The following is a 25,751-nucleotide window of genomic DNA, read 5'->3' as shown; positions in this document are numbered from 1 at the left end:
ACACGCCCGTGGAGCGCTCCCTCTTTCGCCATCACGCTCCGTGCGGGACGCTCGCAGATGGCGGCAGCGCGAAGAGGAGGCATCAAGTGGTCGACGCACATCAGACTTTTGTCATCGTCGGCGGTGGGCTGGCCGGGGCGAAAGCCGCGGAAACCCTTCGTTCGGAGGGTTTCACCGGCCGGGTGATCCTTATCGGTGACGAGCGCGACCACCCGTATGAACGTCCGCCCCTCTCCAAGGGTTATCTGACCGGCAAGGAGGAGCGGGACAGCGTTTTCGTGCACGAGCGCGCCTGGTACGCCCAGGCCGAGGTCGAGCTTCATCTCGGCCAGACCGTCACCTCCGTCGACCGCGATCTGCGGTGTGTGCATCTCGGTGACGGCACCTCCGTGCGGTACGACAAACTGCTGCTGGCCACCGGCGCCGAACCGCGCCGCCTCGACATCCCCGGTACCGATCTGGCCGGCGTCCACCATCTGCGCCGGCTCGCCCACGCGGACCGGCTGCGTCAGACGCTCGCCGCCCTCGGCCGGGACAACGGCCATCTCGTGATCGCGGGCGCGGGCTGGATCGGTCTGGAGGTCGCGTCGGCCGCCCGTGGCTACGGCGCCGAGGTCACCGTCGTCGAGTCCGCGCCGACCCCTCTCCACCATGTCATCGGCCCCGAGCTGGGCCAGCTCTTCACCGAGCTGCACCAGGAGCACGGCGTACGGTTCCACTTCGGCGCCCGGCTCACCGAGATCACCGGCCAGGACGGCATGGTCCTGTCGGCGCGCACGGACGACGGCGAGGAGCACCCGGCCCACGATGTGCTCGCCGCGATCGGCGCCGCCCCGCGTACGGTCCTGGCCGAGGCCGCCGGTCTCGATCTCGCCGACCGCGCCCAGGGCGGCGGTATCGCCGTGGACAGCGCGCTGCGCACCTCCGACCCGGACATCTACGCGGCCGGTGACGTGGCCGCCTTCCCGCTGGCCTTCCCGCCGGCCTCTCCGCTCGCCTTCCCGTCCGCCGGCCCGGGTGCCGGCCCGGGTGCCCCTCCGTCCGCCACCCGGGTACGGGTGGAGCACTGGGCCAACGCCCTCAACGGCGGCCCGGCCGCCGCCCGCGCCATGCTCGGTCAGGACATCGCCTACGACCGCGTTCCGTACTTCTTCTCCGACCAGTACGACCTGGGTCTGGAGTACTCGGGATGGGCGCCGCCCGGTTCGTACGACCAGGTGGTCGTACGCGGCGACGCCGGAAAGAGGGAGTTCGTCGCCTTCTGGCTGAAGGACCGCAAGGTGCTCGCCGGGATGAACGTCAACGTCTGGGACGTCACCGAGGACATCCAGCGTCTGATCCGTTCCGGTGAGCCGCTCGATCCCGACGCCCTCGCCGACCCGGGCGTCCCGCTCGGCTCCCTGGGCACCACTCCCGGGGGCCGGCACGACTGAGAACAGCGACCGGACGCCGTCCGCGGGCGGCCACCCGCGGCCACCCGCGGCTGTCCACAGCCGACGAGCGCTGTCCGCCGGCCCCCGTAGTATTCACGCGTGGCAGGCAGGATCAACGATGACGACGTGAAGGCGGTGCGGGACGCCGTCCCGATCGACGCCGTCGTGTCCGAATACCTCCAGCTACGCGGCGCGGGCGGCGGAAATCTCAAGGGGCTCTGTCCCTTCCACGACGAGAAGTCCCCCTCCTTCCAGGTCAGTCCGAGCAAGGGTCTCTTCCACTGCTTCGGCTGCCAGGAGGGCGGGGACACCATCGCCTTCGTGATGAAGATCGACCATCTCTCCTTCTCCGAGACGGTCGAGCGGCTCGCCGCCCAGGCGGGCATCACCCTCCGGTACGAGGAGGGCGGCTACAACCCGGCGAGCCAGCGCGGCGAGCGCACCCGGCTGGTCGAGGCGCACCGGATCGCCGCCCGGTTCTACGCCGAGCAGCTCGGCGGCGCCGAGGCCGAGACCGGCCGCGCGTTTCTCGCGGAGCGCGGGTTCGACCAGGCGGCGGCGGAGCATTTCGGCGTCGGCTACAGCCCGGCGGGCTGGGACCATCTCACCCGCTATCTGCGCGGCCAGGGCTTCACCGACAAGGAGCTGCTGCTCTCCGGTCTCTCCCAGGACGGCCGCCGAGGCCCAATCGACCGGTTCCGCGGCCGGCTGATGTGGCCCATCCGCGACATCTCGGGCGAAGTGGTCGGTTTCGGCGCGCGCAAGCTGCGCGAGGACGACAACGGTCCGAAGTATCTGAACACCCCCGAGACCGCGATCTACAAGAAGTCCCAGGTGCTCTACGGCGTGGACCTGGCCAAGAAGGAGATCGCCAAGTCCAGCCGGGCCGTCGTGGTCGAGGGCTACACCGATGTGATGGCCTGTCATCTCGCGGGGGTCACCACCGCCATCGCCACCTGCGGTACGGCCTTCGGCGGCGACCACATCAAGATCCTCCGGCGGTTGCTGATGGACAACGGCAGCGCACGGGTGATCTTCACCTTCGACGGGGACGCGGCGGGCCAGAAGGCCGCGCTGCGCGCCTTCGAGGACGACCAGAAGTTCGCCGCCGAGACCTATATCGCCATCGCCCCGGACAATATGGACCCGTGCGAGCTGCGGCTCGACAAGGGCGACGAGGCCGTGCAGGATCTGGTCGAACCGCGCACACCGCTCTTCGAGTTCGCGATCCGCCAGATCGTCTCGCGCTACGACCTGGAGACCCCGGCGGGCCGCGCGGCGGCAATGGACGAGGCCGCGCCTGTGGTGGCCAAGATCAAGAACCGTACGGTCCGCCGTGAGGTGGCGGTCCAGCTCGCGGGGATGGTCGGTATCCTCGACCCGGAGTTCGTAGTCAAACGTGTCGGCCGCCTCGCCGGCCCCGCGGGCGACCGCGGCGGCCGTGGCCCCGCCCCGGCAGCCACCCACAGAGCCCAGAACCCGGTTCCGGTGCCCGCCACGCAGGCCGGCCCCGCGCTCCACCTCCGCAGCCCCGCCCACCGCACCGAGCGTGAGCTGCTGAAACTCGCCCTCCAGCGGCCCGAACTGGTCTCCCCGGCCTTCGACGCCTACGGGGAGGACGAGTTCACCGCCGCGCCGTACGCCGCCGTACGCCGTGCCATAGCGGAGGTGGGCGGCGCGGAGCAAGGTCTGCGTTCCCTCCCCGAATATCTGGCCCGGGTCCGCGAGGCCGCTCCGAACGACGCGGTGCGTGCCATGGTCACCGAGCTGGCGGTTGAGGTGTTCCACGGCAAGGCGATCGACGAGATCTATGCGGGGCAGCAGCTCGTCCAGGTACGGCGGCGCGCGGTGGACCGCCGTATCGCGGAACTCCAGGGCAAGTTGATCCGCCTGGGCGGCAACCTCCCGCCGGATGAACTCGCGGCGGCTCAGAACGATGTGTGGGTGCTCCAGCAGTACGGCCGGTCCCTCCACGATCGCGGCGCCGACGCGCTCTAGGCCAGGACCTGGGCCAGGGCCTGGTCCCTCGCGCCACCGCGCGTACGGCCTCCTTCCCGACCCCCTGGGTAACGGCACGGTTACGTACGGGACGCAGAAAGTCGCCGCACGCCCCTCGTGACAGTCATGTGTCGTACCCCACACTGGGTTGCGGTGCCTGAGTTCTTCGGAGCGCGGCCGGCCTGCCGACGGTGGGCGCCTCACCCCCCGCGGATCCGCTCATCGTGTACGGGACGGAGCACGGCCCCGCCACCTCCGTCCCGCTGCCGTACGCCCCCGAACCGGCAGCGATCACCCTGGAGGTCGCCCCCCGTGCAGAACCGGACCCCGACTTCGACCCTGACCGTGCCCCCGAGCGTGCCTCCCGGCGAGTTCGCGGCGGCGGTGCCGTCCCAGAGCCGCGCCGTCCACCACCCGGAGACGGTGCCGGCGGCCATGTCGGCCGCCGCGCCGGCAACCGCGCCGGCCCTGGCTCCTGAGCCCCTGGCCCTGCCCCTGGCTCCGGAGCCCCTGATCGAGGACCTCGTGGAGGTGCCCTTCGTGCCCGAGCCCCCGGCACGCCGGGGCGGCCGTGCCGACACGGGCGGGCCCTCCTCCGATCTCTTCCGCCAGTATCTGCGGGAGATCGGCCGTGTCCCACTGCTCACCGCCGTCGAGGAGGTGGACCTCGCCCGCCGTGTCGAGGCCGGCCTCTTCGCCGAGGAGAAGCTGAGCCGCTCCACCGATCTGGACTCCCGGCTCGCGCTGGACCTCGACCGGCTGGTCGTGCTCGGCCGGATGGCCAAACGGCGCCTGATCGAGGCGAATCTGCGGCTCGTCGTCTCCGTGGCCAAGCGCTATGTCGGCCGCGGACTGACCATGCTCGATCTCGTCCAGGAGGGAAATCTCGGCCTGATCAGGGCGGTGGAGAAATTCGACTACGCGCGCGGCTACAAGTTCTCGACGTACGCGACCTGGTGGATCCGGCAGGCGATGTCCCGGGCACTGGCCGACCAGGCCCGTACGATCCGGGTCCCGGTCCATGTGGTCGAGCTGATCAACCGCGTCGTACGGGTCCAGCGCCGACTGCTCCAGGAGCGTGGCTACGAGCCGACCGCCGAAGAGGTGGCCCAGCAGCTCGATCTGACCGCCGAGCGGGTGGGTGAGGTGCTGCGGCTCGCCCAGGAACCGGTCTCCCTGCACGCCCCGGTGGGCGAGGAGGACGATGTCGCGCTCGGCGATCTGATAGAGGACGGCGACGCCGCGTCCCCGGTCGAATCCGCGGCCTTCCTGCTGCTGCGCGAGCATCTGGAGGCGGTGCTCTCCACTCTCGGGGAGCGCGAACGCAAGGTGGTCCAGCTGCGGTACGGACTGGCCGACGGCCGGCCCCGCACCCTGGAGGAGATCGGCAGGATCTTCGGTGTGACGCGCGAGCGAATACGCCAGATCGAGTCCAAGACCCTCGGCAAACTCCGCGACCACGCCTACGCCGACCAGCTCCGGGGCTATCTCGACTGAGACCGGCGCCGCGCCCGTACGCCCGAAGACGATACGGACGCGGCGCCGCCGGCCCGGTACGAGGCACCCCCGGCCCGATACGCGGCGCGGGCCCCCGGATACGCGGACCGCGCCGCCGGTCTCGGCCGCCCGTCCTCAGTCGACCTCCACCACCGCCTGCGCGAACTGGGCCGCGTACAGCCGCGCGTACGCGCCCTCCGCCGCCAGCAGCTCCTCGTGCGTGCCCTGTTCGACGATCGCGCCGCTCTCCATCACCAGAATCACATCCGCGTCCCGGATCGTGGAGAGCCGGTGCGCGATCACAAAGCTCGTACGGCCGTGCGCCAGCCGCGCCATCGCCTTCTGGATCAGCACCTCGGTACGGGTGTCCACCGAGCTGGTCGCCTCGTCGAGCACCAGGATCACCGGGTCGGAGAGGAACGCCCGCGCGATGGTGATCAGTTGCTTCTCACCGGCGCTGACCCCGGAGCCCTCGTCGTCGATGACCGTGTCGTAGCCCTCGGGGAGCGTACGGACGAAACGGTCGGCGTGGGCCGCGCGCGCCGCCTCCTCGATCTCCTCCCGGGTGACCTCGCGCGACGCGCCGTACGCGATGTTCTCCGCGATCGTGCCGCCGAAGAGCCAGGTGTCCTGGAGGACCATGCCTATCTTGGCGCGCAGTTCGGCGCGGGACATCCGGGAGATGTCGAGCCCGTCCAGGGAGATCAGGCCGCCGGTCACCTCGTAGAACCGCATCAGCAGATTCACCAGCGTGGTCTTGCCCGCGCCCGTCGGACCGACGATCGCGACCGTCTGCCCCGGCTCCACCGAGAGCGACAGATCCTCGATCAGCGGCTTCTCCGGCTCGTACCGGAACGAGAGGTGCTCGATCGCCACCTGCCCCCGCGACTCGCGCAGCCGCTCCACGGACGGGGCGTCGGGCTCCTGCTCCACCGCGTCCAGCAGCTCGAAGATCCGCTCGGCCGAGGCGACCCCGGACTGGAGCAGATTGGCCATCGACGCGACCTGCGTCAACGGCATCGAGAACTGCCGCGAGTACTGGATGAACGCCTGCACATCGCCGATCGACAAGGTGCCCGAGGCCACCCGCAGTCCGCCGACGACCGCGATCAGTACGTAGTTGATGTTGGAGATGAAGAGCATCAGCGGCTGCATGATCCCGCTGTTGAACTGCGCCTTGAAGCCCGCCTCGTAGAGCTGGTCGTTCTGCTCGCGGAACAGCTCGGCCGACTCGTGCGCCCGCCCGAAGACCTTCACCAGCGAGTGCCCGGTGTACATCTCCTCGATATGGGCGTTCAGCGTGCCGGTGACCTTCCACTGCTGGACGAACTGCGGCTGCGACCTCTTGCCGACCTTCGCCGCGACGAACACCGACAGCGGTACCGTCACCAGCGCGACCAGCGCCAGCAGCGGCGAGATCCAGAACATCATCCCCAGCACACCGACGATCGTCAGCAGCGAGTTGATGAGCTGGCCCATCGACTGCTGCAAGGTCTGCGAGATGTTGTCGACGTCGTTGGTGACCCGGCTGAGCACCTCGCCGCGCGGTTGCTTGTCGAAGTACGACAGCGGCAGCCGCGACAGCTTCGCCTGGACGTCCTCACGCATCCGGTACACGGTGTTGTTGATGACCCGGATCGAGAGCCGGGTGGAGACCAGCATCAGCAGTCCGGCGGCCACATAGATCACCAGCACCACCAGCAGCACCTCGCCCACCGCGCCGAAGTCGACGCCATGGCCCGGGGTGAAGTCCACCCCGGAGAGCAGATCGGCGAGCCCGTCGTCCCCCTTGGCCCGCAGTCCCTCGATCGTCTGCGCCTTGGAGACGCCCCCGGAGGTCTGCCGGCCGATCACCCCCGCGAAGATCAGATCCGTGGCCCGGCCGAGGATCTTCGGTCCGACCACCGACAGCGCCACGCTCAGCACGCCGGCCGCGAGCATCCACCACAGGGTGGTCCGCTCCACGGCGAGCAGCCGCAGCAGCCGCTTGCCCGATTCCTTGAAGTGCGTGGACCGCTGGGTCGGTCCCGCCGCCATCATCATGCGTCCACCAGGACCGCTCATCAGGCAGCCTCCGCCTCGGTAAGCTGGGAGAGCACGATCTCCCGGTATGTCTCGTTCTGTGCCATCAACTCGTGATGGCGGCCCTCCCCGACGACCCGGCCCTCGTCCAGGACCACGATCCGGTCGGCGTCACGGATCGTGGAGACCCGCTGGGCGACGATCACGACGGTCGCCTCCGAGGTCTCCCGCGCCAGCGCCGCGCGCAGCGCCGCGTCCGTGGTGTAGTCCAGCGCGGAGAACGAGTCGTCGAAGAGATAGATCTCCGGCCGCTGCACCAGCGTCCGCGCGATCGCGAGCCGCTGCCGCTGGCCGCCGGAGACATTCGTACCGCCCTGCGCGATGGCCGCGTTCAGCCCGCCTTCCAGAGCGGCGACGAACTCCCTCGCCTGCGCCACCTCCAGCGCGTGCCACAAGTCCTCGTCGGTCGCGTCGGGATTGCCGTACCGCAGATTCGTCGCGACCGTCCCGGAGAAGAGATACGGCTTCTGCGGTACGAGGCTCACGGCCTTCGCCAGCAGCGCCGGTTCGAGCCGCCGTACGTCCTCGCCGTCGACGAGCACCTCGCCGTCCGTCGCGTCGAACAGCCGCGGTACGAGCCCGAGCAGCGTCGATTTGCCGCTGCCGGTCGAGCCGATGACCGCGGTCGTCTCACCGGGCCTGGCGACCAGGGACACATCACGCAGCACGGGCTCCTCGGCCCCGGGGAAGCGGAACTCCGCGCCCCGGATCTCCAGATGCCCGTGCCTGCGCAGCGTCGTCACCGGGTTCTCCGGCGGTACGACACTCGACCTGGTGTCCAGCACCTCTTCGATGCGCTCGGCGCACACCTCGGCGCGCGGCACCATCATGAACATGAAGGTGGCCATCATCACGGCCATCACGATCTGCATCAGATACGCGAGGAACGCGGTCAGCGCGCCGATCTCCATCCCGCCGCTGTCGATGCGGTGCGCGCCGAACCAGACGACGGCGATCGACGACAGGTTCACCACCGTCATCACGGTCGGGAACATCAGCGCCATCAGCCGGCCCGTGGACAGCGCGACATCGGTCAGCTCGGTGTTGGCCTCCTTGAAACGGCCCTTCTCGTAGTCGTCCCGTACGAAGGCCCTGATCACGCGGTTGCCGGTGATCTGCTCGCGCAGCACCCGGTTCACGGTGTCGAGCCGCGTCTGCATCGTGCGGAAGAGCGGCCGCATCTTCCTGATGATGAGGCTGACCGAGATACCGAGCAGCGGCACGACGGCGAGCAGCACCCCGGAGAGCGGGATGTCCTGGCCGAGCGCCATGATGACGCCGCCGACGCACATGATGGGCGCGGACACCATCAGCGTGAACGACATCAGGACCAGCATCTGTATCTGCTGGACGTCGTTGGTGGTGCGGGTGATCAGCGAGGGGGCGCCGAAGTGACCCACCTCACGCGCGGAGAAGCTCTGCACCCGTCCGAAGACGGCGGCCCGTACGTCCCGGCCGAGGGCCGAGGCGGTCCGCGCTCCGTAGTGGACGGCACCGATGTTGCAGATGACCTGGACCACACTGGCGGCGATCATGATGCCGCCGAACTTCAGGATGTAGCCCGAATCCCCCTTCACCACACCGCTGTCGATGATGTCGGCGTTGAGGGTGGGCAGATAGAGGCTGGCGCACGTCTGCAGGAGCTGAAGTGCCACCAGCAGGGCTATGGGTCTCTTGTACGGGGCGAGATGGGCTCGCAGAAGTCGAAGCAGCACGCGGAGTCTCTCGTGGTCGGCGGCGGGGCGGGTCCGCAAGATCGGGGGTCAGACCCCATCTTGCGGTACGTCCCCCACGGAGCCCCACGGGTTTATGTCCAAGGGCGAGTCAAGAACGGGTAGGCGCGCGGGCCCGTGCGCCGGCCCGCACAGAGGCCCGCCGGAGCCGCCACGGGAGGGCCGGGGCCGGGGGCCCCGGGGGCGATCCGGGAACGCGGCGTACGGGCCCGTGGACGCCCCGAGACGCCCGGACCGGGGCGGTCCGGGAGCGGCCCGTACGACCCGACGGCGTCGGCGCGACGGCCAGGTCCCGACGGCGGCCGGTACGACGGCGGTCCGTACGAGGATCAGGTCCCGACGGCGGCCGTGCGCGACGGCGACCGGCACGACGGTCAGGGGCGCGTCGGCGGTCCGCGCGACCGTCAGGTCCGCGGGCACCGCCGCCGGGGGGAGCCCACCGTGCCCGCCCGCGCGGCAGGGGTCCGCCGCTCAGATCGCGTGGCCGAACGCCCCCGGGTGGATCTGCTCGCGCGTCGCCCGGTACTGCTGCCGTACCGCCGTGCCGACGGCCGCGTCCTCGCCCGGTTCGAAGATCTGCGCCGCCGCGCCCTGCCAGGCCGGCGGGTTGTGCGGGCCGAGCGACCCGCGCGAGACCCCGAGCGCCCACGCGGCCTGCCGTGCCGCGCCGCGCGCCGCGTAGTCCGCGGGCTGCGGTACGACGACCTGCGCCCCGAAGACCGCCGGGGCGAGGGCCTGTACGGCGGGCAGCTCGGCGGCGGCGCCCAGCAGGAACACCCGGCGCACCTCCACCCCGCGCCCGCGCAGCACGTCCATCGCGTCCGCGAGTGAGCAGAGCATCCCCTCGAACGCGGCCCGCGCGAGATGCTCCGGCTTCATCGACTCGCGCCGCAGTCCGGTCAGCGTGCCCGCCGTGTGCGGGAGCTGAGGGGTCCGCTCGCCCTCCAGATACGGCAGGAACACCAGGCCGGAGGAGCCCGGCGTGGACTTGAGCGCCAGCGTGGACAGCTCCGCCAGATCCTCGGTCCCCAGCAGCTCGGCCGTACCGCGCAGGGCCCTGACGGCGTTCAGCGTGTGGACCACGGGCAGATGCATCCCCGTCGCGTCCGCGAAGGAGGTGATCATTCCGGCCGGATCGGCGAGCGCCTCGTGGTGCACGGCCATCACCGAGCCCGACGCTCCCAGCGACACCACGGCGTCCCCGACGGCCACCCCGAGCCCGAAGGCGGCGGCCATGGTCTCGCCGGTGCCCGCGGAGATCAGCAGCCCCTCGGGAGTGGTCCCCGCGGCGTCGGCGGGACCGAGCACCTCGGGCAGCGAGGCCTGGTGCCCGAGCGCCAGCTCCACGAGATCGGGCCGGTACGAGCCCGTACGCGCGGACCAGTAGCCGGTCGCCGACGCGGCGCCCCGGTCGGTGGTCCTGCGGGCGGGCCGGCCGAGGAGCTGCCAGACCAGCCAGTCGTGCGGCTGGAGCACCAGCGCGGTGCGCTGCGCCGCCTCCGGCTCGTTCCGCGCCATCCAGCGCAGCTTGGCCACCAGCTGGCTGGACTGCGGTACGGATCCGACCGCCTCGGCCCAGGCCTGCCGCCCGCCCAGCGCGTCGACCAGATCAGCGGCGGCGACCTGCGCCCGCTTGTCGTTGCCGAGCAGCGCGGGCCGTACGAGATTGCCCTGCTGGTCCAGCGCCACCATGCCGTGCTGCTGGGCCGAGACGCCGATGGCCTGGACGCCCTCCAGCAGACCGCCGGACGCGGCCTCGCCGAGGGAGAGCAGCCAGGCCTGCGGGTCGACCTCGGTGGCTTTCGGATCGACCGGATGCGGCGCGTAACCCTGCCGCAGCACGGCACCCGTGTCCGCGTCACAGACGAGGACACGTGTGAATCCGGACGAACTGTCCAACCCGGCGACTATTCCCATGACACCCGATTCTGCCGCACGCGCGGCGCGGCGGGGGCGGCCGGGACGGACGGGGTGCAGGGGACCGGTCAGGTGTTGCTGGTGCCCCAGTCGTCCTGGCCGTTCTGGCTCCGTTCCCGCAGCGAGCGCACCCGGTGGGCGACGGAGTCGGGCACCCGGTCGCCCACCACGGCGCTGACTGAGTGGTACGCCTTGCCCGCGACCTCACGGCCGGTCTGGGCGGCCGACTCGGCGGCGTTGCGCACGGCCGGGTTCTGGGACACCTCGCGCACCGACTTCTTGAGCTGCTCGTAACGCTCGCGTCCGGCGCGTGTGCCGAGCACGTATCCGCAAGCCAGTCCCGCGATGAATGTGAGGCGGTACCGCATGGCTGCCACCCTTCCCTGATGTCCCGGTCCCCGGTGTCGGCGGCGGACCGTCGGTCTCTGCCCTCCGCCTACCCCGTGGGGGCCCGGGATCACCCGGCGTGACCCGGGTCGAAAGCGATTGGCGGAACACCCCCCTGCTTGCGCTAATGTATGTGTCGCGGCGAGCGCGCGCCGCCCGGGAGGCCCCGGGCAGGTACGTTCGGTGCACACGCAGCAATCCCCTGTAGCTCAATTGGCAGAGCAGCCGGCTGTTAACCGGCAGGTTACTGGTTCGAGTCCAGTCGGGGGAGCGCGGTCCCCTGTAGCTCAATTGGCAGAGCATTCGGCTGTTAACCGGAGGGTTGCTGGTTCGAGTCCAGCCGGGGGAGCAGAAGAGCGAGAAGGACCCCTCGGGGTCCTTTTTCGTCTGTTCTACGCCATTCCTGGAACCGGGCGGCGTACGGCGAAGTCTTCAAGGTCAGGGCGATGCCGACCATCCGAGGCAGGAGATCGTATGAGCGGCTATGCTGCGGCAGACGGCGCGCACAAATGTGCGCGACGCGCCGTTAGGGGCGGTAGCTCAGCCGGTTAGAGCAGCGGACTCATAATCCGTCGGCCGTGGGTTCGAGTCCCACCCGCCCCACGCGGACGGACGTTCGAGGAAACGATCCGACCAGTATGCGAGCGCCCCACATGGCCTGGACCACATGGGGCGCTCAGTCGTTTACAGCGTCTCGCGTGAGCGGGCGTGCCGGACGGCCGCGGTCGGCGGGTGCGGGGGACGGCGGCTTCGGCATTCCTCGCTACCTCCTTGTCGGCCTGGGGCGGAAGACTGGTGTACGTGTCGGACGCTAGCTGAATAGTTCCGTGTCGTGGCGTTTCCTTGATCGTATGGAGGTCACCTCCACCCGCATGGATCAAGGTTGCGGCCACATGGCGCAGATCCCGGAGGCCGATCGGGCGGCGGGTCCGCTTCGCCGGCGAGCCGCTGGAGGGCGTCCGGCACCCTCTCCGCCTGACTCCCTCTCAGGGTGAGGCCAGGACCGGTCCTCCGGTACGAATACCTTCCTCGTCTCGTGCCACGGCGGCCTCTCCTCGGTCATCTGGGATGGCGGCCCGCCGAGGCCGACCCCCGCGGCTCTGCCGTGCCGTCCACGCGCGAGCGGGTCGCCGGGCGGCCCATGGCGCGTTCCTCACCGTGGAGCGGCCCGGACGCATCCAGGTGTGCGGGAGACGCCGGGCCCGGTGATCCGCACTCAGGAGCGCGGCGAGCTCGCGGAGTTCGGGATCCGCTCGGGCTTCGTCCGGCGGGAGGGGGCCGCACGCCGCAGCCCTCGTGCCGCCCCTCGATCCGCGGCGTCACCGGCGCGGATCGCGGACGCCGCGGATCGCGGGGATCCCGCGCGTGAGCAACCCCCGTTCACCGCAAGCGCGGTGGTCCCGGCCGAAGGCGCGATCGTCCGGTGGATGACGTCCTCCGGGTTCATGACGTGCGACCAGCTCGGGCCCGGCGCGCGCTTCTTCGGCCGATCGAGCCGCCGTCCCGTCGTGGGACGCACATACATTCGCGTACGGCCATATGACCCTTGTCACAGGTCTGGTAACGGGGTGGGTATTGCGTGTGTGCGCTGCGTGAAGAAATGATCTTTCGAATTTCTTCAGTCGTTCATCAACTTCGGGGGGATCCGTGTCAAGGGTGGGGAAGGTGTGGCGGCGCAGCGCTGCCACCGTGTTGGCGGGGGCACTACTCGCCTGGGGGCTCGGAGCCGGCGGAACGCCCGCCGCGGCCGCCGTCGCGTGCCCGTCGGGGACCGAGTCGGACTTCAACGGCGACGGTGTCAGGGACACGGCGATCGCCGACCCGGAGGCGACTGTCGACGGCGTCGCGAAGGCGGGTGTGGTGCACGTCGTCTACGGCGGCGGCAAGGGCACCCTCACCCTCTCGCAGGCCACTGACGGCATACCCGGCGCTCCCGAGACGGGCGACCGGTACGGCCATTCGCTGGCCGTCTACGACGCCGACCTCGACGGTTGCGGTGACCTGGTGGTCGGCATCCCGTACGAGGACATCGGCACCGTGCCCGACTCCGGACTGGTGCAGGTGATCTACGGCGCCACGGCCGGACTGGGCGGCGGCAAGGCCGTGACGGAGTTCTATCAGGGCAGCGACAAGGCACTGGGCGGCGGCCCGGAGACCGACGACTGGGTCGGTTACGCGGTCGCGGCCGGAGCGACCTCGGCCGGCACGCCCTACCTGCTGATCGGCAACCCCGGCGAGTCGATCGGCACCATCGAGGACGCGGGCGCCTTCTACTACGTGAGCGGCACCGCGCAGACGGTCGTCGGCGTCCATCAGGACACCGAAACCGGCGGTGCCGTCGCCGGAGTCGCGGAACAGGACGACCGCTTCGGCTCCACGCTCGCCGCGACCCCGACCCACTTCGCCGTCGGCACACCCGGCGAGGCACTCGGCACCACGACCTTCGCGGGCGGCGTGGGCTACTTCAACCACACGCTCACATCGGGCTACCCGAAGCCGCTCGGCGGACTCGGCCAGGACCAGGACGCGATCAACGGGGCGGAGGAGGTCGGCGACCAGTTCGGCGCCGCGCTCGCCATGGTCCCGTACCGGGCCTCCGGCGCCACCTCCACCACCGAGTCGCTGCTCGCCGTCGGTGTCCCGGGCGAGGATCTGACGACCACCGTCGACGCGGGCGCCGTCCAGGTCTTCCGGCTCGCCGCGAACGGCACCTACACGGAGACCGCCTGGATCGACCAGGACACGGCGGACGTGGGCCAGGAGGCGGAGGCCGGGGACTTCTTCGGCCGGCGGCTCGCCGCCGTCAACACCTCCCCGAACGCGACCTCCACCGGCACGACCACCAGGCTCGCGATCGGCGTGCCCGGCGAGGAGCAGTCCGAGGAGCACCAGGAGAAGGGCGGTGTCCAGATCGTCCCGCTGGTCGGCGCACCCGGTGCCTCCGACCAGTGGATCGACCCCGGATACGGCATTCCGTCCGGACCCGCACCGCGTATGCTCACCGGCCTCTCCCTGGGCGCCACCCCCTCGCTGCTGTACGTGGGGGCTCCCTACGGCACGGCGGACGGACAGGCGGTCCACGGATTCCCGTGGAACGTGGCCTCCGGCGGGGCGCCGACCCAGACGTTCAAGCCCGGTGAGGGCGGTATCCCGGCGACCGGTGTCGCCTTCGGAGCCACCGTCCGCTGATCGCGTCCCCGCGGAGCGGGGGAGCGGCGACATGCCCGCGGGCGGACCGAGGACGGCCGCCGCGGGCCCGGCGGGGACATTCGCCCGCCGACGTCCGCGGCGACCCACCGGCCGGCTCCGACGGTGCGACGGGACGCGACAGCGCCGCCACCGTCCTCCGCTGTCCCGCGACCGTCGGCCGACGACTCATCGACCGTGTGGCGCATCAACGCGGCTTGCCGGACGCGGCGTTCCGGCAGGCGGACTTCCGACACAGACATGACCGACTGGAGAGTGGACGCGTGTCCGCAGACAGACACAGACCGATACGGCGAGGCATGCTGCCGCGTGCCGTCGCGGCGGCCGTCACCGCGGTGACGGCGGGCGCCCTGGTGGTCCTGCCGGTCGACGGTGGTGAACCGGCGCAGGCGCCGGTCGCCGCCGACCGGCCGATGCGGACCGAGCAGCAGGCCATGGCCGCCGCCGAGGACACCGGCAGGACGACCGAGGTCGCGGCACTGCGCACCGAGCGCAGGGAGATCTTCGCGGAGCCCGACGGCTCCTTCACGGCCCGCGAGTACACCGAGCCCGTCCGCACGGTCCAGGGCGGCGAGTGGGTCGACATCGACGCGACGCTGGTGAGGCGCGCCGACGGCAGCTGGCGCCCGAAGGCCGCCACCGTCGACCTGGCCTTCTCCGCCGGGCAGGCCGACAAGCCCTTCGTCACGATGCGGCGGGCGGGCCGGGAGTTCGCCCTGACCTGGCCGTACGGCGAACTGCCGGCGCCGCGGGTCGACGGGGACACCGCCACCTACGTCGACGCGCTGCCCGGCGTCGACCTGACCGTCCGGGCCGAGGCGGACGGCTTCGGTCACCTGCTGGTCGTCAAGACGCCCGAGGCGGCGGCCGACCCGAAGCTGGCCAGGCTCGACCTGGGAATGACGGCCGACGGTCTGGAGGTCGCGGAGGACGCCTCAGGGGCCATCGTCGCGAAAGACGCCGCGGTGGGCGGCACCGTCTTCGAGGCCGGCAAGCCCGCGATGTGGGACTCGTCCGCGGTCCAGGAGGCCGCGGCGAGGCCCCAGGGCCCGAAGGCGGTGGCAAAGGCACTGAACGCCGCGACCGCGGCGGGCGCCGGTACCGCGGACGCCCCCGAAGCCGCCCTCGAAGGCCCCGGCGGCGGCGGACGCTCCGCCCCGCTGGACGTCGAGGTCAGCGGGGACACGCTGAGCCTCGTCCCCGACCAGGAGTTCCTCAAGGGCGCCGACACCGTCTTCCCCGTGGTCATCGACCCGATCCAGCGCACCACCTCGCGCACCGCCTGGACCGGCGTCATGTCCGGGATGTCCGGCGAACAGGACTGGAAATACTCCGGCAGCGCGGGCGTCGGCAAGTGCCCCACCGACTACAACCCGGTCTCCTGCAACGGGGTTGGCGTTCGCCGCGTGCTGTTCACCATGCCGCTCTCCTTCTACAAGGGGAAGCAGATCCTGGGCGCGACCTTCTCCGCCCGGGTGGAGCACATCTACAGCGCCTCCCCGACGGCGGAGCCCATCCAGCTCTACCGGATCGGCGGCAAGGACTACACGATCAAGTCGTCCAGCGACTGGTCCAACACCGTGGACGACTGGGACGACAATCTCCAGACCGTCGACAAGGCGATCTCTCCCACCTCCTGCTCCAGCCAGGCCAACCTGCACTTCGAGAGCGGTGCGACCGGCGAGCTGACCAGCGAGATCAAGACAGCCGCGGCGGGCGGCTGGAACTCGATGACGCTGGGCCTGCGGACCGCCGACGAGTCCCGCTTCGCGGAGTGGAAGCGGATCTGCGGCAACGCGTACCTGTCGATCAAGTACAACAACCTGCCGCGGCAGATCAAGACGTCCGACATGTTCACCGACCCCGGCGGCCTGTGCGCGTGGGGTTCGGGCCGCGAGTACACCGATGTCCCGCCGAAGCTCCAGGCCATCGCGAGCGACCCCGATCACGGCAACGGCCAGACCGACAAGGTGAAGGCCGAGTTCAAGGTGGAGTGGGGTGGCACCAGTCCGGGCTCGTACACGTACACCACCCCGGACTGGCTCTCCCCGACGGCCAACACCAAGTTCACCCATACCGTCAAGTCGTCGATCCCGCAGAACACCACCATCTACTGGAGCGCGCGGGCCTACGACGGTGACGGCTGGGGCCCGTGGAGCTCGGCGGGCGACCCCGCCCAGCGCTGCGAGTTCACCTACGACAAGACATGGCCCGGCAAGCCGAACGTGCTGTCCAAGCAGTACCCGTCCGACACCGTGTACCACGACGGCGTGGGCACCTACGGCACCTTCACCTTCGCGCCCAACCCGAACGACTCCATCCCGGACACCGATGTCGTCAAGTACCGCTACGCCTTCGACAGCGACGCCACTCCGACGACCACCGTCACCCCGGCCTCGGCGGGCGGCTCCGCCTCCGTGTCGTGGATGCCGACCCGCCCCGGGCGGCACTGGATCGACGTGATCGCCGTCGACAAGGCCGAGCACGGCAGCAGCAAGGCGCACTACGAGTTCCTGGTGAGCGAGGGCACACCGGTCGTCGCTCAGTGGAACCTCGCCGACCAGGCGGGCGACACCGAGGCCCACGACGAGAGCGGCGAGTTCTCGGCGACGGCCGGCAGCGCTGTCGCCTTCGGCGCGGACGGTCCGGGCGGAAAGGCCGACAGAGCGGCCCGGTTCGACGGCGGCGCCAACGCGTACCTCGACGCCGGCGAGACCGTGCTCGACACCGCCAAGAGCTTCAGCGTCAGCGCCTGGGCGCGGCCCACCGCGCTGGACAAGGACATGGCGGTCGTCAGCCAGGACGGCACCGGCGAGCCCGGCTTCACCCTCGGCTACGACGCGTCCGCGGCGACCTGGAAGTTCTCCGTCCCGGTCAACGACGTGGACTCGCTGGGCGAGTGGAAGGCCGTCTCCACCGGAGTGACCGTGGTCAAGGACCAGTGGGTGCTGCTGACCGGCGTGTACGACGCGCAGAAGAGCGGCGGCCCCGAGCTCAGGCTCTACATCAACAAGGACTCGAAGGGCGTGTCCCAGCGCCGGTCCACCTGGAAGTCGTACGGACCGCTGCAGATCGGCCGTGCGACGGCCAAGAGCGGCTACCGCGACCACTTCACGGGTGATCTGGCCGAGGTCCGTGTCTTCGACCGCGTCCTGCCGGCCGCCCAGGTCGCCGAGCTGATGACCGTCAAGCCGGAGCGCAAGGCCTACTGGCAGCTCGACAACGCCACCGCCGGCGCCTCCGCCGAGACAGGCGGAGGCCAGGTGCTGACCCTCGCCGGCGACGCCTCCATCTACCGTCCGGCCGACCCCCTGTTCGACATGGCGGCCCTGGTGGGCGACGGCAACCTGGTCCTGGACGGCGACGGCGACTACGCGTCCACCGCTACCGCTCCGGTCACCGGCGGCACCAGCTTCACCGTGACCGCCCGCGCCCAGCTCACCTCGCCGGACCCGGAGAAGTCGCAGACGGTGCTCTCCCTGCCGGGTGCCAACTCCAACCGCGTCCAGGTCCGATACCAGGCGACCACCGGCCAGTGGGAGCTGGCCGTCGCCAGGACGGACGCGACCGCCCCCCTGGTCGTCACCTTCACCGACGACCAGGAACTGCCCGACACCGGCGGCTCCGGTCAGCACCTGGCGGTCGTCTACGACGCCTTCGCCAACTCGATCCGGCTGTATGTCGAGGGCCAGCTCGTCGCCGGCGCCTACGGCAAGGACGACACCCTCTGGTCCGCCACCGGCGGTCTCCAGGTGGGCCGTTCGCTGCGCGGAGCGAGCGAGTACTTCGCCGGCGCCATCGACGAGGTGCGCGTCTACAGCGGAGCGGCGGACCCGATCGCGGTGCAGCAGATGGCCGCGCTGGCGGCCTTGCCAGATATGTGACGATCCGTCATTTCTCTTGTGTGCCGGGCCCGTCCGGGCCCGGCACCCCTTTCCTCCGCACGGCCTTGTTTCTCCTACCAGGGAGTTGTCCGATGTATTTCCGTGGCCGCTCACTGAGCCGCCGCATGCCCGGACCGACCGTCGTCGCGACCGTGCTCGGGCTCACGCTCGCGCTGTCCGCGTCGTCGGTCCAGGCATTGGCGCTCGATGACGACGCCCGGGGCCGCACCAGCCGCCCCGGCGTCCAGGAAGACGGCGATCCCGCCAAGGGATCCGCCGCCCCGGCGAAGTCCCGCCCCTCCGACCCGGCACGCCAGGCCGCGGTCAACGGGCTCGGCAAGGCGGTGTGGCCCGAACAGGGTGGCGCCGAGGTGAAGCTCGGGGCCACCGGCGAGGCCGGTGGTCTGCCGGTCGAGGTCGGCAAGTCCCGGGTCGGGACCGCGAAGAGCGTCGACACGGTGCGTGTCGACGTACTCGACCCCCGGCGTGCCGCGAAGCTCGGCGCCGGCGTCCTCCTCGGCGTCGAGCGCGCCGACGGCTCCGACCAGGCCGCCAAGGTCCGGCTGACCGTCGACTACAGCGAGTTCGCCGAGGGCTTCGGCGGCTCCTACGCCTCCCGCCTTCAACTGGTCCAGCTCCCCGCCTGTGCCACCGTCGCCGTACCCGGCAGCGAGGACTGCCCCGAGCGGCCCAAGGTGCTGCCCACGGTCAATGACGTGGAGACGGGCACCGTCTCCGCCGACGTCACCGCCGCCCCGGCCCCTGCCGACGGCGTCCCGGCCAGGGCGGGCACCACGGCCTCTCTCGTGGCCGTGGCCGCGGGACCGTCGAGCGCGCAGGGTACGTACAAGGCGACCGCCCTGTCCCCGTCGGCCGGCTGGAGTGTCGCCACCTCCTCCGGCGGGTTCAACTGGAACTACCCGCTGCGCACGGTGCCGACCCCGGGCGGTCTGGTCCCCACCGTGGGCCTCGGCTACTCCTCCCAGTCGGCGGACGGCCGCACCTCGGCCACCAACAACCAGGGCTCCTGGATAGGCGAGGGCTTCTCCTACGACCCCGGATACATCGAGCGCCGCTACAAGCCGTGTGCCGAGGACGGCCACGACAGCTCGGGCGAGCAGTGCTGGGCGTTCGACAACGCCACCGTCATGCTCAACGGCTCTTCCGGTGAGCTGGTCAAGGACGACACCACCGGCGAGTGGCACATGTCGGCCGACGACGGCACCAAGGTCGAGAAGCTGACCGGCGCCACCAACGGCGACGACGGCAGCACGGGCGACAAGGGCGAGCACTGGAAGATCACGACCCCCGAGGGCACCGAGTACTACTTCGGCATGAACCGCCTGCCGGGCTGGACCACCGGGAACGAGGAGACCAACTCCGTCTGGACCGCCCCCGTCTTCGGCGACGACGCCGGTGAGCCCTGCTACAACGCCACCTTCACCAGCGCGCACTGCCGACAGGCCTGGCGGTGGAGCCTCGACCACGTCAAGGACACGCACGGAAACGTGATGTCCTACTTCTACGACCGCGAGACCAACTACTACGCGCTCAACGGGAAGACGGACACCGACGGCACCGCGTACCACCGCGGTGGCTACCTCAAGCGCGTCGACTACGGTCAGCAGGACGGCAAGGCGTACGCGGCGCAGGCCCCGGCCCGGGTCGTCTTCAACACCGCCGAACGCTGCCTGCCGACCGCCGACTTCGACTGCGCGGAGAGCAAGCGCACCAAGACGAACGCGGCGCACTGGCCGGACGTGCCGGTCGACCAGGAGTGCAAGTCCGGCACCAAGTGCACCTCGCCCGTGCCGACCTTCTTCACCACCAAGCGGCTGACGTCGGTCGTCACGCAGATGCGCAAGGATGCCACGACCTACCAGGACGTGGACGCCTGGACGTTCACACACCTGTTCACCGACAACGGCGACGACTCCAAGACGCTGTGGCTGTCCAAGATCGAGAACGAGGGCCGGGTCGGTACGGCGGTCAAGCTGCCCTCCGTGGACCTCTTCGGCGAGCAGCTCGCCAACCGTGTCGACGCGATCGGCGACAACATCGCGCCGTTCCACCGCTTCCGTCTGTCGCTGGTGCTCAGCGAGACCGGCGCCCAACTCGACGTCAACTACGCCCCCGCCGACTGCGCCAAGTCCGCACTGCCCGAGCCGGGCGAGTCCACCAGGCGCTGCTACCCCGTGAAGTGGGCCCCGCCGGGCCACACCGACCCGATCACGGACTGGTTCCACAAGTACGTCGTGTCGGCGGTCATCGAGACCGACCGCACGGGCGGCAGCGACGGCATGGTCACCCGCTACGACTACCAGGGCGACGCCGGCTGGCGTAAGGCCAAGCCGGACGGCATCAGCGACGACAAGTACCTCACCTGGGGCGGCTGGCAGGGCTACGGCAAGGTCAAGGTCACCAGTGGCACCGCCGACAAGCAGACCACCCGCGTCGACTACACGTTCCTCCAGGGCATGGACGGCGACAAGGACTCGGCGGGCCACCCGCGCTCGGTGGCGGTCCAGGACTCCACGGGAGCCTCGTACACCGACGAGGAGGAGTTCACCGGCCAGCAGCTGGAGGTCGCCGTCTACGACGGGGACAAGCTCGTCGGCAGGACCATCAACACCCCGTGGAAGCACTACACCGCCACCCAGACCCGGAGCTGGGGCACCACCCGGGCGGCGATCGTACGCACCCAGACCGGCCGCGGCTTCAGCCTGAAGTCCGACGGTACCTGGAGCGAGACGAAGTCCACGACGACGTACGACACCTCCAACGGCACCGGCCGGGTGCTGATCGTCGACGACCAGGGCGACGTCTCCACCACCAAGGACGACACCTGCACCCGCACCACGTACGCCGACAGCGCGGCGGAGAACATCCTGTCGCTGCCCGCGCGTGCCGAGGTCGTGTCGGTCAAGTGCGCCACCACGCCCGACCGCAGGACGCAGGTCCTCGCGGACGAGCGCACCTCGTACGACGGCGGCGCGTTCGGCGCGACGCCCACCAAGGGTGACGCGACGAAGACCGAGCGGCTCACGGCGCACAACGGCACCACGGGGACGTACCAGGTCACGGGCGCCACGACCTACGACACCTACGGTCGCCCGCTGACCCAGAAGGACGCCAAGCAGTACGGGACGTCGGACCAGACGAAGACCGGCTACGCCGAGACCAACGGCCTGCTGACGAAGGCGACCGTCACCAACGCTCTCGGCCATGTCACCACCACCGACTACGCCCCGGCCTGGGGCATGTCGGCGGGCCAGACCGACCCGAACGGCCGGCGGACGGACCTCGCCTACGACGCGCTCGGACGGCTGACCTCCGTATGGCTGGCCGACCGGGCCCCGACCCAGACGCCGAGCATCAAGTACTCCTACGACGTCCGCAAGGACAAGGTCACCTCGATCAAGACCGAGAAGATCGAGAACGACGGCTCCTACGGCGCCGAGTACCAGCTCTACGACAGCCTGCTGCGGCCCCGCCAGATCCAGACCGAGGGCCCGGACGGCACCCGCATGGCCGCCGACACCTGGTACGACGGCACGGGCAACGTCAGGAAGACCAACGCGACCTACAACGCGACCGGCGCCGCCTCGGGCGAGCTGCTGCTCGTGAGCAACGGCCAGGTCGGCCAGCAGAGCCTGTTCGAATACGACGGCCTGGGCCGCGGCACCGCCCAGATCTTCGCGGTCGGCGGCGCCGAGCAATGGCGCACCACGACGACCTACGACGGCGAGATCACCCGCGTCGACCCGCCGGCCGGCGGCGTGCCCACCACGACGATCACCGATGCCCAGGGTGACGTATCCGAGATCCGTCACCACCGCGGCGCCTCGGCGGACGCGGGAGTGCCGTACGACTCGACGAAGTACACCTACAACACGGCCGGACTGCTGGAGACGGTCACCGACGCCAAGAGCAATGTGTGGCGCTACGAGTACGACCAGTTGGGCCGCAAGAAGCTCGGCGTCGACCCCGACGCGGGAACCTCGCGCACGGAGTACGACGAGCTGGACCGGCCGGTCGCCTCGTACGACGGCCGCAACAAGAAGATCTCGACCAGCTACGACAAGCTCGGTCGCGTGGTGTCGACCTGGCGCGGCGACGCCGGGACGGGCACCAGGCTGAGCGAGACCAGGTACGACAAGGCGGGCTGGCTGGGGCAGCCCTACGGCTTCCTCAGCTATGTCTCGCCGACGGAGTACTTCGCGACGGCCGTCCAGTCGATGGACGAGTTCTACCGTCCGCTGAAGACGGGATACCAGGTTCCCGCGTCCCAGGGGGACCTGGCCGGCACATACGTCTACACCTCCACGTACAACCGGGACGGAACGCTCCAGAGCAGCGGTCTGCCCGCCATCGCCGGCCTGCCGGCGGAGGCGGTGACCTACACGTACGACGCGTTGCAGCGCCCGACGACGATGACGGGCAGCACCTCGTACGTCACCAACACCGTCTACTCCAAGAACAGCCTGCTCCAGCAGCTGGAGCTGTCCACGGGCAGCGGCAAGAAGGTCTGGCAGACGTTCGGCTACGAGACGGGCACCGACCGGCTGACCCGCTCGGTGGTGGACGTCTACGGCGCGACCGCCCCGGCCAAGGAGTCGAACTACTCCTACGACCAGGCGGGCAACGTCCTGTCCATCGCGGACACCGCCAACTCGGCCTCGCCGGACGTGCAGTGCTTCGCCTACGACAGCCGACAGCGACTCCAGGACGCCTGGACCCCCGCGGCCACGACGACGACCGCCGCCGGCTCCGGCACGCGCGGCTCCATCGCGCCGGTGGACGGCACCGGACCCACGGCATGCGCGTCCGCCGCCGGGTCGAGCGCGCTCGGCGGTCCCGCCCCGTACTGGAAGTCGTACGAGACCGACGCCATCGGCAACCGCCTCGCCGACGTCGAGCACGACACCGGGCTGAACGCGGCGAAGAACATCACCCGCAGTTACGAGTACGGTGGCGCGGGCGCCCTCGGCGACGGACCGCACCAGGTCACCAAGGTCACCGAGCGGACCCCGACCGGGGACAGGCAGTCGACGTACGAGTACGACGACGCGGGCGCCACCACCAAGCGCACGACCGGTGGCGACGCCCAGGTCCTCGCCTGGGACGACACCGGTTCGGTGGACAAGGTCACCGAGGCGGACGGTTCGCGGACGAGCTACCTGTACGACGCGGCCGGCAACCGGGTACAGCGCGAGGATCCCTCCGGTACGACCGTCTACCTGCCCGGCACCGAACTGAAGCTGTCGGCCGACGGCACCAGCACGGAGGCCACCCGCTACTACGACTACGCCGGCCAGACCGTCGCGGTCCGTACCGCCGGGAAGCTCTCCTTCATCGCCGCCGACCACCACGGCACGGGCGAGGTGGCGATCGACTCCGCCACCGGGGCGATCTCCCAGCGGCGCTACGACCCCTTCGGCGTCGAGCGCGGCGAGAAGACCGGCACCTGGCCGGGGGAGAAGGGCTATGTCGGCGGCACGATCGACGCCTCGACCGGCCTGATCCATCTGGGCGCGCGGGAGTACGACGCGACCATCGGCAAGTTCATCTCGGCCGACCCGGTCATCGACTACACCCAGCCGCAGCAGATCAACGGCTACGCCTACGCCAACAACTCCCCGGTCACCCACGCCGACCCCAGCGGCATGATCGTCCCGGAGTGCCGGGAGGGTCTGATCGAGTGCCGTGGCGGGCTGCCCGTCACGAATACCGACCCGGAGGTCGGGAAGGCGCAGTCGGACGTCAGCAAGGCGTCCAGCGATGTGGCGGGGGCGCAGCAGCAGCAGGCCGCCGCCAAGCAGCGCATCAAGTCCGCGGGCAAGGCCCTCGTCAAGATCGCCCGGGACATCCTCGGCGTGGACGCGGCCCTGGACTGCGTCTCCACCGGCGACGTCGGTTCGTGCGGTGAGACCCTGCTCAACATCGCCGGCAGCTTCGCGGGCGGCCTGGCGGGCAAGATCCTCGCCAAGTACGGAGCCCCGTGGAAGTGGGCCCAGGGCGTCAAGCTCGCCAAGCGGGTCACCGGCCTGGTCGGTGACCTGATCGGGGGCGTCAAGGGCCTGTTGAAGGCCAACAGCGCGGTGGGCAAGGCGAGGGCCGGGCTCACCAAGGCCGCCGAGAAGCTGGCGGACGTCAGGAAGAAGGCCGCGGCGGCGCTCAAGAAGAGAGCGGAGCCCGAATGCCACAGCTTCCTGCCGGGTACCAAGGTGCTGCTGGCAGACGGCACGACCAAGCCGATCGAGAAGGTCACCCCCGGCGACAAGGTCGCCACGACGGACGCCAAGACGGGCCGGACGGTGGTCCGCGAGGTCGCGGGCACCATCGTCACCGAGGACGACAAGCACTTCTCCGACCTCACGGTGAAGACCGCCTCGGGCGCCGCGCAGGCCCTGGTCGCCACGAGCACACATCCGTTCTGGGTGGAGTCAGAACAGGCGTGGATCAAGGCCGGCGACCTCGAACCCGGAATGACGCTGCGCACGCCGACAGGCGACCCGGTCCAGGTGACGGCCAACCGCCACTTCGACGAGCGGCAGCGCACCCATGACCTGACGATCACCGGCATCCACGCGTACTACGTGCTGGCCGACGCCACCCCGCTGCTCGTGCACAACTGCGACGGCACGGCGACCGTCACCTGGGACGCCGAGGCCAAACACGCCACGGTCAAGGTGCAGTTGGACGACGGGCGGCCCCCGCTGGAGACGGAGCAGGTGATCGACGCCCCGGCGGGCTTGGACGACTACACTGACTACGACACGTCGGCTCAGGTGGTCACGGCGAAGGCGGGGCCGAACACCAAGCAGCTCACATTCCGGCTTCCCAACGCCCGAGGGGCCATCAAGGCCCAGCTCAAGTCGCTCAACGCGGATCTCGGCCCGTACAAGTACGGGACCAACAGCTGCGTCACCTACTGTGTCGGCATTCTGCGAGCGGGCGGGGTGGACATACCCGCGGGCAGGAACGGAGCCGCGGTACTCAGCCGTATGGCAAGGGAGTCGGGGAACTGATGCTGGACGGGGAAGAGCACTGGAACGCGGTGCTGGCCGAGATCCTGCTGAGCCGGAAGATCGGCGCGCTCCATGTGAAGCTCGTGGGTGATCTGATCTCGGTCACCGCACAGCTGGACATCGCCGCCGCACGGAGCCGCGGATCGGCTTTCGGGCTGGACCAGATCATCGAGTACGACGAGAAGGTCGGTCCGCTGGAGAAGGCGTACCAGGAGGCGTGGCGGGCTGTGCAGGCCGCGCCTGACAGGGAACGGCGTCGGCCCGAGCTGAAGAGACTCTCGGACGCGCTGACGGCCGCGGTCGAAGGCTTCGCCGACTTCGCCCGTCAGCAGGGTGTCGAGGTGTGGCTCCACCGCTTCGGCGACCCCGGGTCGTAGACCCACGGGGCCCGGGTCGACCTCTTGACCCGGGCCCCGGCATGTCCCCGCCCCCGCGGCCGGCACAGCGTCGGATTCCAAGCCCCTCCACGGCACGTGCGCCCGCGACCGACCCGGCCGGGACGGGCGGTGGCCGGCCGGGGTGGGTGGGGGCTCCACCTCCGCGTGCTCGGAACTATGGGCTCTCCACATGGCCCGGCCCTCG

11 protein-coding genes and 3 tRNA genes are annotated in these 25,751 nt (G+C 70.4%); 10 read left to right on the top strand and 4 right to left on the bottom strand.

Going from position 1 to position 25,751, the window contains the following annotated elements; all coding sequences use genetic code 11:
• Positions 1-86 precede the first annotated feature (86 nt).
• The 3 genes from ACWGDX_RS06940 (at position 87) to ACWGDX_RS06930 (ending at position 4,928) form a co-directional block, all read left to right on the top strand.
• A complete protein-coding gene (locus ACWGDX_RS06940; protein WP_453622969.1) occupies positions 87-1,433 on the top strand; it encodes an NAD(P)/FAD-dependent oxidoreductase in 1,347 nt (448 codons plus the stop codon).
• 99 nt (positions 1,434-1,532) lie between these two features.
• Positions 1,533-3,431: a DNA primase gene (dnaG, locus tag ACWGDX_RS06935; RefSeq protein ID WP_453622967.1), complete on the top strand. Its 1,899-nt coding sequence runs from the start codon at positions 1,533-1,535 to the stop codon at positions 3,429-3,431.
• A gap of 312 nt (positions 3,432-3,743) precedes the next feature.
• The gene (locus tag ACWGDX_RS06930; protein WP_453622965.1) at positions 3,744-4,928 is read left to right on the top strand and encodes an RNA polymerase sigma factor; all 1,185 of its coding nucleotides are present in this window, start codon (positions 3,744-3,746) and stop codon (positions 4,926-4,928) included.
• A gap of 135 nt (positions 4,929-5,063) precedes the next feature.
• On the opposite strand, the gene ACWGDX_RS06925 is transcribed toward ACWGDX_RS06930, so the two are convergent.
• From ACWGDX_RS06925 to ACWGDX_RS06910, 4 genes are all read right to left on the bottom strand, one after another.
• A complete protein-coding gene (locus ACWGDX_RS06925) occupies positions 5,064-6,992 on the bottom strand; it encodes an ABC transporter ATP-binding protein (RefSeq protein WP_453622963.1) in 1,929 nt (642 codons plus the stop codon).
• A complete protein-coding gene (locus ACWGDX_RS06920) occupies positions 6,992-8,725 on the bottom strand; it encodes an ABC transporter ATP-binding protein (RefSeq protein WP_453622961.1) in 1,734 nt (577 codons plus the stop codon). The genes ACWGDX_RS06925 and ACWGDX_RS06920 overlap by 1 nt, the downstream gene beginning before the upstream one ends.
• A 489-nt stretch (positions 8,726-9,214) precedes the next feature.
• Complete coding sequence (locus tag ACWGDX_RS06915; RefSeq protein ID WP_453622959.1) at positions 9,215-10,660, bottom strand: FGGY family carbohydrate kinase; 1,446 nt, start codon at positions 10,658-10,660, stop codon at positions 9,215-9,217.
• A 68-nt stretch (positions 10,661-10,728) separates the two neighbouring features.
• A complete protein-coding gene (locus tag ACWGDX_RS06910; protein ID WP_363081680.1) occupies positions 10,729-11,037 on the bottom strand; it encodes a YtxH domain-containing protein in 309 nt (102 codons plus the stop codon).
• A gap of 208 nt (positions 11,038-11,245) precedes the next feature.
• Here ACWGDX_RS06910 and ACWGDX_RS06905 point away from each other — a divergent pair.
• The 7 genes from ACWGDX_RS06905 to ACWGDX_RS06875 all read left to right on the top strand — a co-directional run bounded on the left by ACWGDX_RS06905 (position 11,246) and on the right by ACWGDX_RS06875 (position 25,546).
• Positions 11,246-11,318, top strand: a tRNA-Asn gene (locus ACWGDX_RS06905).
• Positions 11,319-11,323: 5 nt separating this feature from the next.
• Positions 11,324-11,396 (top strand) — tRNA-Asn (locus tag ACWGDX_RS06900).
• A 180-nt stretch (positions 11,397-11,576) separates the two neighbouring features.
• Positions 11,577-11,650, top strand: a tRNA-Ile gene (locus tag ACWGDX_RS06895).
• Positions 11,651-12,712: 1,062 nt separating this feature from the next.
• On the top strand, positions 12,713-14,236 hold the full coding sequence (locus ACWGDX_RS06890; RefSeq protein ID WP_453622957.1) for a VCBS repeat-containing protein: 1,524 nt from the start codon (positions 12,713-12,715) through the stop codon (positions 14,234-14,236).
• A gap of 317 nt (positions 14,237-14,553) precedes the next feature.
• Positions 14,554-18,138, top strand: a complete 3,585-nt coding sequence (locus tag ACWGDX_RS06885; protein ID WP_453622955.1) for a LamG domain-containing protein — start codon at positions 14,554-14,556, stop codon at positions 18,136-18,138.
• 125 nt (positions 18,139-18,263) lie between these two features.
• On the top strand, positions 18,264-25,169 hold the full coding sequence (locus ACWGDX_RS06880) for an RHS repeat-associated core domain-containing protein (protein WP_453622953.1): 6,906 nt from the start codon (positions 18,264-18,266) through the stop codon (positions 25,167-25,169).
• On the top strand, positions 25,169-25,546 hold the full coding sequence (locus ACWGDX_RS06875) for a hypothetical protein (RefSeq protein ID WP_453622951.1): 378 nt from the start codon (positions 25,169-25,171) through the stop codon (positions 25,544-25,546). The genes ACWGDX_RS06880 and ACWGDX_RS06875 overlap by 1 nt, the downstream gene beginning before the upstream one ends.
• The last annotated feature ends 205 nt before the right edge of the window (positions 25,547-25,751 follow it).

The sequence above is a fragment of the Streptomyces sp. NPDC055025 genome (assembly GCF_053608565.1).
This window is presented reverse-complemented; position numbering and strand designations above follow the sequence as displayed.